The organism is Kribbella sp. NPDC056951 (assembly GCF_042674205.1).
Lineage (GTDB): Bacteria > Actinomycetota > Actinomycetes > Propionibacteriales > Kribbellaceae > Kribbella > Kribbella yunnanensis.
Genome location: NZ_JBHUQZ010000002.1, coordinates 803,088 through 821,059, shown reverse-complemented (window position 1 = coordinate 821,059; position 17,972 = coordinate 803,088). Strand labels below are relative to the sequence as shown.

The following is a 17,972-nucleotide window of genomic DNA, read 5'->3' as shown; positions in this document are numbered from 1 at the left end:
AGGGGGAGCAGCTATGCGCAGTCCCGTTGCCACCGCAGTCGCAATCGCTTTGGTCACTTCGGTTCTGACGGTCACACCGTCGTCTGCACTGGCCCAACCGGCCAAGCCGAAGCCACCGCCATACTCGTCGGCCGCCGCGGTGCCGCCGCTCAGATCGGCCACTCACAAGGACCAGGCAGCCGCCGCTCGCAGTGCGAATGACCCGCTGACAGGCGGTCCGGGGCAGGGGCCCGGCATGAAGCCGGTCAAGCTGGCCGAACGACCCAAACCGGTCCGCGAGTTGCCGGCGCTTCGGACTGCAACGACCACCGTTGTCGAGAACAGCGATGGCAGCCGCACTTCTCAGCAGTACTTCGAGCCGCACTACTACCAGCCTTCGAAAGGTAGCGGGTGGAAGCCCATCGACAGTCGGCTGCAGGCTGATGACCCGCCCGCGGCCGGTCCTCCCGATCGCAGCGCGGTCGAGCGGGCGGCGCCCGAGCGTTTCCGGATGCGGGCGAACTATTGGCAGGCGAGGTTCGGGCCATCCGATGATGCGCGGGGCATGGTCAGGCTGGAGCAGGACGGTCAGGCGTTGACTCTGCGCCCAGTCGGCGCGGCTCGGGTCACGCCGACCATCACCACCGACAAGACCGGCCGGGAAACTGTCCACTACAAGGGACTCTGGCCTGGCGTAGATGTCGAGTACCAGGCCCACAACAACATGCTCAAGGAGTTCGTGATCCTGACCTCGCCCACGGCGGCGAGCAGCTACGCCTTCAAGGTCGGTGGTGCCGGTCTGGTCGCCCGACCACAGAAGCAGGGTGGCTTCGCGCTGAAGGGTGCGCTCGAGGGCAAGTTCGAGGTCGGCGGTCTGAGCGTCGCCTTGATGGACCGTGGCGTGATCAGCGAGCAGGTCGCCGAGCAGACCTTCAAGAACGGCGTACTGAGCGTCTCGGTGAACCGGGCCTGGCTGAGCAAACTCCCGGCCGCCAGTTTCCCCGTGGTGGTGGACCCGACCTTCAACAGCTTCTTCGGAAACCGGGCCAGCGGCAACTACATCGCCTACAAGTCCGACGGCTACGTCTGCGGATCGGCGTCCTGCTACCCGAACTCCGGCTCACTGAACGACGCCGGCACCTGGAAGCGCTGGCGCAGTGCTTTCCATTCGCCGTACAGCCAACTGCAGGGGAAGACCCTGCTCGGCGCATGGTTCCACCTGCAGATGATGCCGCCGACGCCAGGAAAGTACTACGGCACCTACGAGAGTCTTTACACCGAGGTGTCGCACGCTTCCTGCTTGGGCTACAACTGCATCGACTATTCCGCGCCGCGGAACAGCGCGTGGTTCAGCGCCGAGGCCTGGCTGGACATGACCAGCATCTATCAGACGATGATCAACCGAGGCGACTGGGGCGCCTGGATGATGCTCAACGGCGAGGAACGGAACTACCCGACCTTCAAGGCCTGGGACCCGGACAACTCGTACGTGCAGTTCACCTACAACACGCCACCGCCACCGCCCGTGTTGGTCTCACCCAGCGTTGACAACCAGGTCTTCGTCGACCCGCAGGTGAGCTTCTCCGTCAATCCGGCCGTCGACGGTGACGGCGACGGCGTGCAGTACTTCTTCCGGGTCGCCACCGGTAGCGACGGCGAGACCGGGACCGTCATCAACTCGGGCAACCTCACCTCGACGCAGTGGACCATCCCGGACGGGATCCTGCAGGACGGTACGACTTACTACCTGCACGCCTACACGTTCGACGGGACCGAATACCGTGCCGCGGCGGTGAGACCGTTCAAGATCGATCTGCGCACAGGAAAGGACTCGACCCAGATCTACGACACGGTCGGCCCGGTGAGCGTCGACCTGGCCACCGGCAACGTGGCGACCAGTGAAGGCAGTCACAAATCGGCGGCACTCGGTGGGTCGCTCGGCGTCACCCTGGACTACAACACGCCGGTTCGAGCCAGGCGCGGGCTGGTCGGCCAGTACTTCAACAACACTGGTTTCACGGGCGAGCCAGTGCTGAGCCGGGTCGATCAGAAGATCGACTTCGACTGGCAGACCGGATCTCCATCGGCGGGCACCGTGGAGGCCGACAACTTCGGCGCGAAGTGGACCGGGTACTTCATCGCTCCGGTCACCGGTAGTTTCGAGTTCGGCGCGGCGGCGGACGACAGCGTCACGATCATCGCCAACGGGCAGATGGTGATGAGCCAGGCCAGTTGCTGTGCCAACGGGTACGGCGGGGTCCCACTCACTCTGACCGCCGGGCAGATCATTCCGATCGAGTACCGGATGACGGATCTCGGCGGAGCGGCCGGCGCACACCTCTACGTCAAGTCACCGCAGCTGACGCCGACCACTCAAGTCGTTCCACAATCCTGGCTGAGCACCGGCGCCCGGCCCGTCAACCAGTCTCGCGGCCTGGTTGGCCGCTACTACACGGATGACGGAACCCACGTCGTACCGACAGATCCGAGCAAGCAGTTTCTCACCCGGACGGACCCGCTGCTGTCGCTCAACTGGGGACTCGGTTCTCCGGTTCAGGGCGGACCAGTCGACAACTTCATCGTCCGCTGGAGCGGCTACATTACCGTTCCCACCTCAGGCACGTACCAGTTCGGGACCATTAGCGATGACGGCTCCCGGGTCACCCTCGGCGCGAGTAACACCGTCGTCTACGACAAGTGGCGAGACAGCGGTGGTGAAGAAGGCTACGGCGCGAGCATCGCGCTGACCGCCAACCAGTCGGTACCGATCACGGTTGACTACTTCGAACACGGTGGTGGCGCCTCGGTCTACCTCAAAGTCCAAGGCGCAGTACCCAATCAATTGGTGCCACCGACCTGGCTCTCGCCCCGAGCCCAAGTCCTTCCCGACGGCTGGCAGTTGGGTCTGGACGCCGACGGCGATCTCGGCTACGACCACGCCAAGATCAACCAGAACAGCGTAGTCCTCACCGACTCCACCGGCAGCACCCACGAATACACCTGGAACGGCGCGGGCGGCTACAAGGCGCCGGTGAACGAAGACGGCCAACTGGTCCGCAACGCTGACGGCACGATTACCTTCGCCGATGTCGACGGACGGACCTATGTGTTCGGCGTCGACGGCATCCTGCAGTCGGTGACGAGCGCTACGGATGATCGCAAGCCGGTGGCGCTCAAGTACAGCTACAGCGGCAGCCCACCACGGCTGAGCCAAATCACCGACGGCGTCACCACCGACCGCTGGGCGAAGATGGTCTACAGCGGCGACGGCCAATGCCCCTCACCGCCCGCGGGCTTCGACGCCGCGCCACCGCCCGGCATGCTCTGTGCCGTCAAGACCGACGACGGCCGGACGAGCTCCTTCTACTACTCACAAGGCCTGCTGGCCCGCGTTCTCAACCCGGGCAATGAGACCACCGACTACTCGTACGACGCCCTGGGCCGAGTGAGCGGCATGCGTGACCCAGTCGCCAACGACGCGATCGCGTCCGGCGTCCGGGCCAACGACGACGCCGTACTCACCAAGCTCGAGTACGACGTCCTGGGCCGGGCGACGAAGGTGACGGCACCGTCAGCGACGCCAGGGGCAGCACGTTCCGTCCATGGAATCGAGTTCCTCCCGGGCGGCACCGGCTTCGTCGGCGCGACCCAGCAGCATCTGCTCACGGCGCCGGAACCGAATGGCTTCACCCGTCGGGTCGAATACGACAACCTCTACCGGACGACCCGCGACACGGACGTCGCCAACCTCAGTGCACTGACGGAATGGGACCCGCTGAAGGACCTCGTCCTCAGCAACACCGACGCAACCGGCCTGAAGTCGACCACCATCTACGACTCCCTCGACCGCCCGACCGACAGCTACGGACCGGCACCGGTTAGTTGGTACGGCACCGATCGCAAGCCGTTGCCCGCCAATGTGAACCAGGTAGCACATACCCAGACCGGCTACGACGAGAACATCCTCGGCCTGAGCATCACCGCCTACAGCAACAAGAAGCTGATCGGCTCACCGACCTTCCACACCACCGGGTTCAACAACCTGCCCTACGCCTCCTACGGCCTCGATCTGGCCACCGGCGGAGTGACACCGACCGACGGAGCCTCGATCCGCGCCACCGGCAAGATGCTGCTGGCCACGGCCGGCACATACAGCTTCCGGGCCTGGCACAGTGACGGCCTTCGGCTGTACGTCGAGGATCAATTGGTGGTGGACGAGTGGGTCGATGGTGGTGAGCGATTCAGCCCGAACGGAACCTTCAATACTCCGACGGCCAACCGCTGGGTCGACTACCGGGTCGAGATCTACAAGACCGGCACCGCCGGACGGGTCTTCGGCCAGCTGTTCAGAACGCCACCCGGCGGCACTGAGCAAGCCGACATTGCAGGGCAGCTGACCCCGGCGTACAACCTCGTTACCTCGACCACCACCTCTGATTCTGCGCTTGGCGACCGTATCGCAAAGACGAACTTCGGAGCCAGGCCTGAACTCGGCCTCCCGCAGAGCATCGCGGTCGACCCGGCCGGCCTCAACCTGACCACGACCATGGCCTATGAGCCGCCGGGGACCGGCTTCCTTCGCCAGACCGGCAAGACCTTGCCTGGTGGAACTACCACCAGCTACTCGTACTACGGCGCGACCGAGGCGGTGGACAATCCGTGCACGACCGCGACCGAGGCCTACCGGCAGGCGGGACAGCTGAAACTCAAGAACGAGCCGGATCCGGACGGAACGGGTCCGCTGACGGCTCGGACGATCGAGACGGTCTACGACGGATCCGGCAGCGTCGTCGCAACTCGCTACAACGCCGACCCGTGGACCTGCACCAGCTACGACGACCGCGAGCGGGTACTGACCACCACCATTCCCGCCCGGAACGGTGATCCGGGCCGAACCGTCAGCAACGACTGGGCCGTCGGCGGCAACCCGCTGGTGACCAGCTCATCGGACTCGAACGGCACCATCACCACCAGCACCGATCTCCTCGGCCGGACCACCAGCTACTCGGATGCCTATGGCAACTGGACCGGCTACGGCTACGACGATCTGGGCCGGATGATCAGGCTGTACGGCGACTTCGGTGAGCAAGGATTCGTCTATGACACGTACGGCCATCTGAAGGAACAACTGCTTGGCGGCGTGATCGTTGCCAAGGCGTACTACGACCAGTACGGACGCCTGGACCATGCTGACTACCCGACTGCCGGAGGGCTCGGCCTTGCAGGCGTCAGTCGTGATTCCGCTGGTCGTGTCGTCAGCCAGACATGGCGACTCGCCAACGGCAACACAGTCGAGGATACAGTCACGAACAGCCAATCCGGACAGATCCTCACCGACGATGTGGTCAGCGGCTCGGCCAACCTGTCCTACACCTATCGCTACGACCGCGCCGATCGGCTGACCGAGGCTGACATCGGCCCGCACACCTATCGGTACGGATTCGGCGCCCAGAATGCAGTTTGCGGTACTGGAGCCGGTACCAACCCCAACGCAGGTAAGAACAGCAACCGGACCAGCCAGGTCGTCGACGGAGTCACCACAACATACTGCTACGACAACGCCGACCGGATCACGGCTAGCAGCAGCCCAATGGCCGACGGCGGCGATATCGATGCCCACGGCAACATGACCTCCGTGGGCTCGACCGCGACGCCACTGCGCCTCTGCTACGACACCTCGGATCGCAACTCCTGCCTGGTTCAGCGTGACGATGACGGTAACGGCCTGGCGATGTACTACCAGCGAGATGTGCAAGGGCGCATCCTGGCCCGCTTCAAAAACACCATCACGGACTGGAGTTGGGCCGCGGCGGGAGACTTCTACTACGGCTTCACCGGCGCCGGCGATTCCCCAGACCTGGTCCGTGACGCGAACTGGGCGATCATCGAGAAGTACCTCCAACTGCCAGGAGGTGCGGTACTCACCATTCGGCCGACCAAGACGACGGTGGCCGAGCGAGACCTGTATTCTCTGCCGAACCTGCACGGTGACATCTTGGTGACCGCCAACGGTCTAGGCGCGAACACCAGCACGGGCAATGGCCCCGCTAACACCTACACCTACGACCCCTTCGGCAATGCCCTCGCCGGCAGCACTACCCCAGCCAACTTCAACGAAGGCAGCTACGGCTGGCTTGGCCGCCACCAAAAGGACTCCGAAACCCTCTTCACCCTCGCCCCGGTCCAAATGGGCGCTCGGGTCTACATCCCCATCCTGGGTCGCTTCCTCCAGGTAGACCCTCTGGAAGGCGGAGTCCAGAACAACTACGTCTACCCACCAGACCCGATCAACGATCTCGACCTGGACGGTAAGGGCTTCTGGAACATCGCGACGAAGATCGCCAGCGCCGGGTCCTACATTCCGGGCCCCATCGGGATGGTGGCCAGCGGTGTAGCAGTGGCTGGCAATCTCGCCCAGGGACACTGGAAGGCGGCGGCCGTCGCCGCGGTCGGCCTGACGGGTGTCGGAGTAGCCGGCAAGTTCGTTGTCAAAGCCGCCGCGGCGGCTGGGGTCGGGAAGGCGATCGCCCGTGTAGCGAACAAGCAGTTCACCAAGCACGCTCTCGACCAGATCGCGGCGCGTGGCGGCTCCCGGGTGCACGCCTTGGTAGCTAAGAACTTCGGTAAACCGATGGGGCCGAAGCGGGATGAGCTGGGCCGGTGGTCATACAACTTCCAGACGAAGAACACTAGGGTCGCGATCAACAGCCGTGGGAAGGTCGTGACCTACATCAGATACACGAAGTCGTTCTGGAGGTTCTGACGATGTCCGGCGACGAGCCGCTTGTGCGGGACGTGATGAGGTTCTTCCACGCGCAACTCACGGACGTTGCGGACGATACGCCGTCGGACGAGTACAAGCCGGAGGCGGAGTTGCTGGTCCAGGCGATGGCCGCCGAGCGGCATCCGGTGGCGAAGGAGAGGCTTGTCATCATGACGCGCGACATCTTCTCGGACATGTTCGAGGAGAATTACGACCTGGATGCGTTCGCGAGGTTCGGCGACGGGCTCGCAAGAATCTTCTACGGCCCCGGTTCCTAATCTCCTCCTCGGCGATCGGGGGGAGGGGACGCGACGGGTGCCTGGTGACCGCCTCACCAGGCACCCGTGGCACGTCGCCGGTTTGATCCGCAGCAGCCGGCTCAGCTGGCGGTCCGATGCTGAATCGCCGGCCCGGCGATGGCCGCCGCGGACAGGTCAGTATCGCGATCGTTGGGGTGACGTTTCATGGCGCAGCACTTCCAGACGCTGCCGAGGAGCGATGCCCTTTCGGTCAGTCTGCGACCGCTCGCGGTGGCATGTTTCATGCCGCCCGCTGCCGGCAGGATCGCGGGACCTCCGCAACGGCGTTTGATCGGGATTTGGCTGACCGCATCCGCGGTGTCCTTCCCGGGCTGGCGGTTAGGGAAGTGAAGATGTTCGGCGGTCTGAGCTGCATGGCCAACGAGAAGATGACCGCCACCGCGAACACACACGGCGACCTGATTGTCAGGTGCGACCTGTCGTGTGTGTGGAGAACCTGCCGGCGCGCGACGGTGCGGACTGGCCTGAGATGTGCGTGGTCCGGAAGATGAGCAAGGCTCGAGGAGGAGCTCGACTGCGACGAGAAGGTGACCGGCAACGGCGACTAGACGGGCAACGCGTGGTGGCTTCCCTTGCGCGTTGATGTTCGGCGGTGGTGATCTCAGATGAGGTTGGTTGGTGAGGGCTTCCAGTCTGGGGATGGGGGCGGTGGCCATCGTCGAGCCATCGCGCGATGACGTCCATCGCCGGCCGAGCGGTCACATCGGTCTCGATGCGGGAGACCTTGGCCTGAGAAATGCCGACGGTGGTGGCGAGTCGGTCGCCGCTGAGGCCCGCCGTACTGCGCAGGCGAGGAAGCTCTTGGCCGAGGCGATCCGCGAGGTCGTACAGGCGAGTCTCGGACTTCATCAATGAATATCTAGCGCCCTCATTTCACGCGCCGCCGCCAATGCCGCCAGCGCAGCGACAGCCGCCGCGCTCAATGGAGTTCTGTACGCGGTGGGCTCGGGTAGCGGCGGTGAGGAAGCGTGTCCCGAGACCAGCTCGGACAGCGGCGCGGCCGGTGGCAGAGCTCAACTCGATCGACGATGTGTTCTCTCTCGGGCAAGACACTGCGGAAGTCGAGGCGAAGGCCGGAACAGGCCAGGCTCGCGTATCGAAGAGGCTCGGCCGGGCGCCCAGTTGGCGGACACCACGGGCCAGGGCCATGCTGGCGTGCAGTCGGGCCGAACGGCGAAGTCGGAGGGATCATCAGGTTTGAAGGCCCGCGCCGGGGTTGCCGTGGGTCGTGTCGACGCTGGCTCGTTCAGAGAATCCGGCGCACTAACAGATGCTGGCTGACCGGCGTATGTGAAGGCGAAGCAGGCCTTCGGTCTTGTGTAAGTAGCTCCTGGCGCGGGTTGGCGAGATGACCGACCGGTTGAAGCTGAAGCTGCGTGTACGAGTTGGCGGGAGTCCCACCTAGGTCACGCAGGTGAACGGTTACCTTGCCGCCGGACGGTGTGGCCTGGGGTCTTGCCTCCCTGCGTGTTACTGACTGTAACCCGTAGAGATGCGCCAAAGATGCTAGAGAACCGCGAGAAGCCAACGGCGCGCACCGACGCGTAGGTGCGCCCGGTCGTCGCTCTGTCGAAAGCTGGCTGGGCGATCGTCGTCCAGCACAGTTCACCCGAGAGATCTCGCGGTGGCATCGACGTGGGACGTGAGTTCATCTGCCGGTGCTGATCGCCGCAACCCGACCCTGATCGACGAAGGCCTTAGCGCCGAGTGCCCCGCCACGACGATGGTCTCAACCTCCGCCTCACTGTCGCCGTACACCTGCTGACCCAGAGTCACTGCAGGAAAGTGCAATTTCCTCCAGGAGGGTTGCTCGGGAGGTATCCGGAGGCGAGACTCCTCCTGCTTTCACCGGTCGCTGGGGGTGCACCGGATCCCGCTCAGTCTTGGAGTGTCGATGCCCCGCACCCGCAGGTTGCTGACGTTTGCCCTCGTGTTGTCCGTTCCGGTCTCGGCGGCGGTTCCGGCTGCTGCGTTGGCGCATCCACCACGCGCGGTCCAGGCCGCCGTACCGCAGGCCCAGCGACCCGCGCTGGGACCTCTAGCGCCGCCGCTGCCGGCCAAGCTGGGCAAGGTTTCGGTGAACGGGAAGCTCGAGCGGGTCCGCGAGCTGGAGGGTAAGCGGACCGTTTCGTCGAAGAGCTTCGAGATGTCGGACGGGACGACTCAGGTGGAGTTGTCGTCGGAACCCATGCATTACAAGGATTCCGATGGCAAGTGGCAGCCGATCGATACCAAGGTTGCTGCGAGTGCCGACGGTTTCGATGCTGCGAAGAACGCGTTCCGGGCGCGGTTCGGCCGGTCGAGTGATCGTTTGCTCAGTTTCGAAGCAGACGGTACGGCGATCCGGTTGGGCGCGGTTGGTGACAAGCGCAAGATGACGCCGACGGCCGCGGGGTCGGTTGTCACGTTTGCCGATGTTTTCGGTACGGCGGATGTCCGGTATCAGGTGACGCGGACCGGAGTGAAGGAGGACGTGGTCCTCGCGGGCGCTGGGGATGTGGCGAGCGAGTACACGTTCGAGCTGCAGACGAACGGTCTCGCGGCGAAGCCCCAGGCTGACGGGTCGATTGGGTTCTTCAAGGGCGAGCAGTTGAAGTACGTCGTACCGGCGCCGACGATGGATGACGCGGCCGAGGCATCGGGTCCGATCACTCAGACGCTTGTGCAGCAGGGTGGTAAGACGCTGCTGACGTTGCGGCCTGACGTGTCGTGGTTGAAGGATTCGCAGCGAGTCTTCCCGGTCGTCCTCGACCCGACCATCGTCGTGGCGCCGGACCCGGCGGCGGCGCAGGACACGTCGATTTCCGAGGCGGCGCCAACGACGACGTACGGGACCACTTCGACGGTCGCGGTTGGTGACGACGCCAATCACAACACGTGGCGCGGTCTGTTGAAGTTCGACACGTCCGCGATCCCGGCCAACACCCCAATCCGTTCGGCCGACCTGAACATGCATTTCGGGTCGTCGTTCGGCGCGGACAACACTTCCGTTCAGTTCGTGGCGTTGAAGGCGACCAAGGACTGGACCGAGGCGACGGCGACCTGGTCGGGGATGAACGCGTCGTTCGACGGCACGTACCCGGTCAACAAGATCATCGTTGACGATCAGGACACCGCGGCGACGTCGTACGAGGGGTTGTGGAAGGACCAGAGCAACGCGTCGGCGGTCAACGGGTGGTTCTCGTATGCGCCGAGTGGTACGACGCCGGACACGTTCACCTGGGATGCGCGGGTGCCGAGTGCCGGTGACTATCTCGTGCAGGGGCACTATTTCCAGGCGTCGTATCGGGGGAAGCCGACGGTTGCGATCACTGGATATCCGAACCCCACGCTGAACACGACGTGGGATCAGACGGTGGGTTCGCCGTCGGGTGCGTGGTACTCGCTGGGGACGGTGCGGACCGAGCCGGGGCGGACTGCCCGGGTGAAGATGCAGCGGCAGAGCGGTACGACGGCGTCGACGCCGATCGCGGATGCAGTGTCGTGGACGGAGTACGGGACGCAGACGAAGAACGCGGGGGATCGCGATCTGTGGCATTCGTTCGCGCTGGGTTCGCTGGTGCAGCAGTGGGTCAACAACACGGCACCGAATTACGGCGTGATGGTGAAGCGTGTTGATGAGGCCGCGACGAGTGTGACCGGCGGTTTGTATTACAGCGCGAGTGAGGCGACGTACGGCGGTGAGACGGCCGCGCGCCCGAATCTCGTCGTCACCTACGGCGAGCCTGGCGTGACGCTGAACCCGCCGACGACGATCCACGCCTCGGGGCCGGAGTTGACGTGGAGCAAGTACGTGGATCCGGCGACGAGTGATGACGATGACCTGGTCGAGTATCAGATCTTCCGCGGCTGCCGCGAGCTGCCCGGGGGTGGGTGCGCCAGTCCGGTGGGTGACGTCTTCGATCGCGACAACCCGAACCACCAGTTGGTCGGCACGGTCGCGCCGGATGTGCTCGCGTGGACCGATCCCGACGCGGACCCGACCGCGACGTACAACTATTGGGTTGTCGCGCGGACGATTGCCGATACCCAGAACGGGAAGAACGGGCGCGCTGCGTCGAATGTGCAAACCGTGACGACGCCTCGCGAAGGCCGGATCCTGCGGTCGTTCTCGGGTGACATCTCCGACAGCACGTTGAGTGCCGCTCAGCCGACGACTGTGCTCGCGCGTCCGGATGGCGGTTCGACGAATACGCGGTACTGGATGCAGGTCGGCAACAACCATCCGACGTACGGCGATGAGCGGGCGGTCTTCGAGTTCGACACGGCAGCCATCAAGCAGGGCACCCGCGTCACCGACGCCCGCGTGGAACTGTTCTCCAACTACGGTTCAGGAGCCAGCACCGCGACCCTGGATCTGCACGGCCTGACCCGTGACTTCGTCGAGAACCAGACGACGTGGAACCAGTCGACCTCCACGATCAACTGGACCGCTCCGGGCGGCGACTACGACTCGACGGCGCTGAGCAGTTTGACGGCGGACAACAATCCGCAGCGATTGACCTTCGCGTCGGCCGGCCTGATCGCCAAGGTGCAGTCCTGGGTGAGCAACCCAGGGGACAACCACGGTCTGCTGCTGAAGACGCGAGACGAAAGTGCAAGTCAGCAACTGTTGAGCATCACCAACGGCGAGTCCCCGGACAGCCTGTTCCGGCCGCGGCTGTGGGTGGAGTCGCTGGCGAAGAGTGACGCGCAGGCGTATGAGGCTGACGAGATGCCGGAGCGGTTCGTGCCGGGTACCACGATCAAGACGCCGGTGACGGTGACGAACACGACGACTGCGGTGTGGCCTGCCGGTCTGCAGCTGTCGTACCGCTGGACCGAGCCGGGCAGCCCCACGGACATTACGGTCTCGGGTGATCGCAACTTCGTGCCGCTGGGCAAGGCGCTGGCGCCTGGCGAGTCAGTGGCTCTCGACTTGCCGATCCGGACACCGATCAACTCGGACTCCGGGACCAAGCGTCTCGCGTACGACCTCTACCTAGACCTTTGGACGGGCACCGACTGGTTCTCCAAGACCACACCGCCGTCCACCAACACCGTCCGGCCCACCCAGGGCTGTGCGGTCGTCACCACCGGCTACTTGTGCGTCGACCGCTACGTTGAGGACCCGACTTCCAACCAGTTGGGTCTGGAGAAGTTCCTGTCATACACCGGTGAGGAGACCGGTGGCGGTTCGCAGTTGCTGACGAACCTGTACAGCGGGAACGCGGTGTGGTCGTACGACGCGATGTCCAACCCGTCGATCGGTCCGTCGGCGTTCGTCCGGCTGGCCTACAACGCCCAGGACAGCACCGACCCCGGCGCTGGTTTCGGGTTCTCGGTGCAGCCGTCGACGCTGACCCGTCTTGGCAGCAGGTTGTCGGTGCCCAACGGGGGCAGCACCAACAACCTCATGACCTTCATCGACGGTGACGGGACGACGCATACCTACAAGCTGGCGACGCAAACCAGCACCCTGCTGACCTACACGCGGCCCGCGGGTGTGACGCTCGATCTCACCCGTGATCTGACTGCGGACACGGCGCACCAATGGGTGTTCACCCGACCCGACGGCACCCGGTTCTACTTCAACCAGGACACCGGCCGGCAGACCTCGGTGGTTGACCACAACGGCAACACCATGTCGTTCACGTACGACGCCAGCGGCCGGCTGACCACGGTCACCGACTCCTCAGCGCGCAGTGTGCTGACGCTGGGCTACGACACCGCCGGGCTGGTCTTCATCAGGGATCTTTCGGGTCGGGCGCTGAAGTTCACCTACAACAGCTCGCATCAGCTCACGAAGCTCGAGGACGGCGGCGCGTTCGATCCGGTCACGAAGGCCTTCGGCCCTGGTGCTCTGGTCAAGTCGTTCCTGTTCGGATACACCGACACGTCAAACAACGGAAACACTCGCCTGAACTCGATCAAGGACCCGCGTAACGCGGAGACCAAGGTCGTCTACTACACCTCGACCGAAAATTCGACATACGCGATGTGGCCGAAGAGCTACACCGACCGGCGCAACAACGCCACGACGTTCACCTACGCCGATCCGGACGGTTCCGCGGCGAAGGACCTCGTGGCAACGGTGACGGATGTGAACGGCAGTACGCCGTCCGTGGCGACGTACCGGATGGATGGGTACGGGCGGACGACCAGCATCCTGGACGCGAACCAGAACGCGACGGGTGGGAACAAGGCGACGTTGCTGGCCTGGGACAGCGACCACAACGTCATCCGGCTCCAGGAGCCCAACGGCGCGGTGTCGACGTGGGAGCACGACCCACGCACCGGCTACCCGCTCAAGATCCGCGACGCCCTGACGGTCAAGAACGGTCAGCAGGGCATTCTGCTGCAGTACCAGACGTTGACCACGGGTGCCCGACCGACGGTGCTCACCTCGAAGACCAGCGCAGCCGGTAGGGCCAGCACCTTCACCTACGACGCCAACGGCAACGTCAAGACCGTCAAGGACGGCCGCGGCTTCGGCCCGACGTACACCTACAACGCAAACGGCACGCTGGCCACCGCCACGGACGCTCGAGGCAACGCGACGCAATTCAGCCTCGTCCCCTACGACGCCAGTGGCTACCCCAAGTCGATCACCGACCCCGAATCGGCCAAGACGGACTTCCTGTACGACGACCGCGGCAATGTCCTTGAGGTCACTGACGCGCTGACGCGGAAGACGGTCGCACAGTACGACGTGTTCGGGCGGCCAACTGCGATCACGACGCCGTACAACGGAACCGAGACGCGAACGAACGCGACGGAGTACGACCTCAACGACAACGTGGTGAAGGCGACCGCGCCGAACGGGGCGCAGACGGTCTCCACGTTCGATGCCGCGGACAACGTGTTGACCAAGACGCTGCCCGACAACAACCTCTCCGGCCGACAGATCGTCTCGACGTACGACGTGCTGGGTCGGATGGTCACCCAGACCGCGCCGAAGGGTGTGGCGTCGACCGCGGATCCGAACGACTTCGTCACGAAGTACACCTATGACCGGATCGGTCAGGTGCTGAAGGTCGAGACCCCATTCGTCGACACCGACGGCTCGTCGAAGACACCGACCACGACCTACGAGTACGACGTGGCCGGCAACCAGATCACCGTCATCGACCCGGCCAAGAACGCCTCCCCAGCAACCGACTACACCGCGAAGACGGTCTACGACCTGAACCACCGCGTCACTGCCGTCACTGACGCCGCTGGCTACACCAGCAAGAAGGTGTACGACGCCGACAGCCTGGTCACGGCCGAGATCAACCAGACCGGACACACGAAGCGCACGGTCTACGACCTGGCCGGTCAGCCGATCGAGATGCACTCCCTGCACACGCCGATCGGTGCACATCAGGAAGTCCGGGTGACCACGCTGACCTATGACGAGGCCGGCAACGTCACCCGCGAGACCCGGCCGAGTGGACGCTACTCGGAGACTGTCTACGACAAGAACAACCGACCGATCCAGAAGAAGAGCGCATTCGACGCGGCGTCGACCCTGTACAAGACGCCGTCGAGCACGTTCTTCCAGTACTACCCAACCGGCGAGATCAAGGCTCAGTCCGAACCGACCTTCGGCAGCTCGGGCACGCAGTGGACCAATCTCACCTATTACGAGTCGGGCGAGATCAAGACGTCTACAGACCCGTGGCAGATCAGTGCGACCTTTGGCTATAACCAGCTGGGGCAGCAGACCGATCGCACGCTGACTGTGCCGGGCGATACCGCGAAGCGGACGCAGTCGTGGGGCTACTACCCCGACGGTGCCGCGAGCTCCCGCTCGGACACGGCGGCACAGCAGCCGGTGGATGTCATCAACAACACCGACGGCTGGCAGCGGACCTTCACCGGGACCTGGCCGATCGTGTCCGGTGGCACCAACACGGTCGGTTCGAACTACCAGACCCACGCGGCGGCTGCAGCCGGTACGCCGGAGGCCAGCGACGCGTTCAGTTGGCGGGTACTGCCTGATGTCGCGGGCGCGTTCGACGTGTATGCGTCGTGTCCGGTGAGGACGGATGCCACGACCGCGGCGACGTACACGATCAATCACTCGACAGGTGCTGCCACCAAGACGGTTGACCAGAAGGCCTGCACTGCGGCGACGCCGTGGATCAATCTCGGCAATTACTCGTTCCCGAACGGGGTCGCGAAGACCGTCGTACTGAAGCCGTCGACAACGGGTGTGGTCAGTGCCGACGCGATCAAGCTGGTTGCGACCGACCCGGTGGCGTGGCGCTCGTTCACCTATGCCTACGACCTGAACGGTCAGCAGACCGAGGTCAAGGACACCGACCCGAACGCGCTGACCGACACCTTCAAGGTGGTGAGTGACGGGCTTGCCCGCACCACGCAGGTGCAGGAGCTGAAGTCGGGCCAGGAGAAGGCGAAGACCGACTACACCTACGACCTCAACTCCAACGTCCTATCGACGTACGCCCAACGAGGAGCCGACGCCAACACCGTCGGGGTATCGCGCTACACCGCCTACACCTGGGACGTACGCAACCTCGTTGACACCGTCAAAGCCGGCGCCACCCCGAGCTCGTCTTTGGACACGTGGCAGTACACCTATGACCCCCGCGGCTGGCGCTCCACCCTCAAGAAGCCCAACAACAACCTCACCACCCTCACCTACCACGAAGACGGCCTACAGCGGATCAACACCGAGAAAACCGCCGCTGGCCAGCTCGTCTCCTCACACTCCCTGCGCTACAACGCCGACGGCGACCGCTCCCAAGACGTCGAGAAGGTCCTCCAAGCCAAGACAGCCAACTACCTGGACCAGGCCTCCACCTACGCCTACACCCCAGCCCGGCAACTGGCTTCGGTGACCAAGACCGGTGTGGACAAGGGCGACAACGAGGCCTACGAGTACGACGCCGCCGGCAACGTCACCAAACAAACCATCGGCGCCACCACGTCGACGATGACCTACGACCGCAACCGCCTCACCAGCACGGTCACCGGCGCGACAACGGTCAGCCAGCGCTACGACCCCTTCGGCCGCTCCACCATGTCCTACAGCGGCGCCCAGGTCATCGAAGAAAACGGCTACGACGGCTACGACCGCCTAACCCGCCAACAAAAGTTCGACACCGCCGGCACGCCCACTTTCACCCGGAACCAGGTCTACGACCCGTTCGACCGAGTCACCACCGAGCACGAAAAGGTAGGCGCCGCCAACTCCATCAGCACCCGCTACACCTTCGTCGGCCTGGCCAACCAAGTAGCCACGGAGGAGGAGAAGGACACCGGTGGGACCTGGAAGGTCTCGAAGTCCTACGCCTACGGCGCCAACGGCGAAAACCTCTCCCTGGTAGACACCCCCGTCAACACCAGCACATCCAAGAAGTCGTACTACGGCACCAATCCCCACGGCGACGTCGAGAGCCTCACGGACGCCGCCACAGGTCAAACGACCTCGACGTACCGCTACACCGCCTACGGCCAACCCGACAAGATCGGCACCACTGGCGACGACGCCATCACCGGCGACCCCCAAGCCGACGCCGACACAGTCAACCCCTACCGCTTCAACGCAGCCCGCTACAACGGTGCCACCAACACGTACGACATGGGCTTCCGCGAATACAACCCAGGCCTCAACAGGTTCCTCACCCGCGACGCGTACGCCGGCGCCCTCAGCGACGTCTCCCTAGGAACCGACCCCTGGAACACCAACCGCTACATGTTCGGCGGCGGCAACCCCATCAGCCGAGTAGAGCTGGACGGCCACCTCAACGCGCCCGGCTCCGAAGGCGGCGGCGGTTTCGTCCGCGCCAACCTCGAGACCTGCGGATCTGACTGCTACCTCGACTTCTCCACTGGAAGCCTCGCCCCCGTCGACCCCAGCCCCGGCGACGGCGACATCATGACCGTCGCCAAACCCGTCCTCCATGCCACTCTCGACGGTCTGGGCATGGCCCCAGTAGTCGGCGAAGCAGCTGACGGCGTCAACTGCGCCTGGTACGCCCGCGACGGCGAAAAGTTCAACGCCGCCACCAGTTGCGGCGCCATGATCCCCTTCGCCGGCTGGGGCGCCACCGCCGCCAAATGGTTCGGCAAAGGCACCAAACTCAGCGACGAAGCAGCCCAAGCCGCCGCCGACGCTTGCAAGGTCAACAGTTTCACCGCAGACACCCCGGTTCTGATGGCCGACGGCACCACCAAGCCGATCAAGGACGTCGAGCTAGGCGACAAGGTCATGGCCTCAACCCCCACAGGCCGGCTCCAGGCAAGAGACGTCACCAAGTTGCTCCGCCACTCCGGCCCCCGCACCATGGTCGCGATCAACCTCCCGACCGGCATCATTAGCGCCACCGACCGTCACCCCTTCTGGGTGGTCAATCGCGCCCAATGGGCCGATGCGGTTGACTTGAAGCCCGGCGACAAACTACGCACCGCGGCTGGGCACACCATCAGGATCTCCGCGGCAGCGACACATGCTGCCGAGTTGACCGCCTACAACCTCACAGTCGACAGCCTCCACACGTACTACGTGCTGGCCGGCGAGACGGCGGTTCTGGTACACAATTGCGGTGACCTGCTAGCCGACGACGCCCGATTCCCAGAAGCGCATGTGCTCGACGAACACGTAAATGTGACAGACCAGCAGTTGATTCGGATGGCTCAGTCCTCGGGGGTGAAATCCCGGTTTGTCGATCTTCAGACGGCCCAACAGGTTGTCGACTACGGGATCGCCTCGAGCAGCAAGCGCATTACCAGTTGGCTCCGGACTGGAGGTATCGGACCGCTTGAGATCAGTGGAACCTTTGGCGCCAGAAACCCGATTGGAGTGAAGGCCGACGCCGGCGGCTCGATTGTCCCGACCGGGAACTCCTATACGATAGTTCTTCAGCGTGCCGCTGGGCATTCAGGTGGATACTTTGTGAAGACGGCGTATCCAAGATAGG

Annotated in this window: 4 protein-coding genes; 3 read left to right on the top strand and 1 reads right to left on the bottom strand. The window is 64.3% G+C overall.

What is annotated here, in order from left to right:
- Positions 1–13 precede the first annotated feature (13 nt).
- Both ACFTSF_RS11340 and ACFTSF_RS11335 read left to right on the top strand, forming a co-directional pair.
- Entirely contained in the window at positions 14–6,742 is a 6,729-nt protein-coding gene (locus ACFTSF_RS11340; RefSeq protein ID WP_380153718.1) for a PA14 domain-containing protein, read from the top strand.
- Positions 6,743–6,744: 2 nt separating this feature from the next.
- On the top strand, positions 6,745–7,020 hold the full coding sequence (locus ACFTSF_RS11335; RefSeq protein ID WP_380153717.1) for a hypothetical protein: 276 nt from the start codon (positions 6,745–6,747) through the stop codon (positions 7,018–7,020).
- Between the two features lie 447 nt (positions 7,021–7,467).
- On the opposite strand, the gene ACFTSF_RS11330 is transcribed toward ACFTSF_RS11335, so the two are convergent.
- Complete coding sequence (locus ACFTSF_RS11330; protein ID WP_380153716.1) at positions 7,468–7,911, bottom strand: helix-turn-helix domain-containing protein; 444 nt, start codon at positions 7,909–7,911, stop codon at positions 7,468–7,470.
- 1,045 nt (positions 7,912–8,956) lie between these two features.
- Here ACFTSF_RS11330 and ACFTSF_RS11325 point away from each other — a divergent pair.
- Positions 8,957–17,971, top strand: coding sequence for a DNRLRE domain-containing protein (locus ACFTSF_RS11325; RefSeq protein ID WP_380153715.1), 9,015 nt, complete (start codon positions 8,957–8,959; stop codon positions 17,969–17,971).
- Position 17,972 lies beyond the last annotated feature (1 nt).

Bases quoted from the DNA above. Each gene is read 5' to 3' on its own strand.
- ACFTSF_RS11335 (WP_380153717.1), top strand. From the start codon at position 6,745: ATGTCCGGCGACGAGCCGCTTGTGCGGGACGTGATGAGGTTCTTCCAC.
- ACFTSF_RS11325 (WP_380153715.1), top strand. From the start codon at position 8,957: ATGCCCCGCACCCGCAGGTTGCTGACGTTTGCCCTCGTGTTGTCCGTT.
- ACFTSF_RS11330 (WP_380153716.1), bottom strand. From the start codon at position 7,911: ATGAAGTCCGAGACTCGCCTGTACGACCTCGCGGATCGCCTCGGCCAA.
- ACFTSF_RS11340 (WP_380153718.1), top strand. From the start codon at position 14: ATGCGCAGTCCCGTTGCCACCGCAGTCGCAATCGCTTTGGTCACTTCG.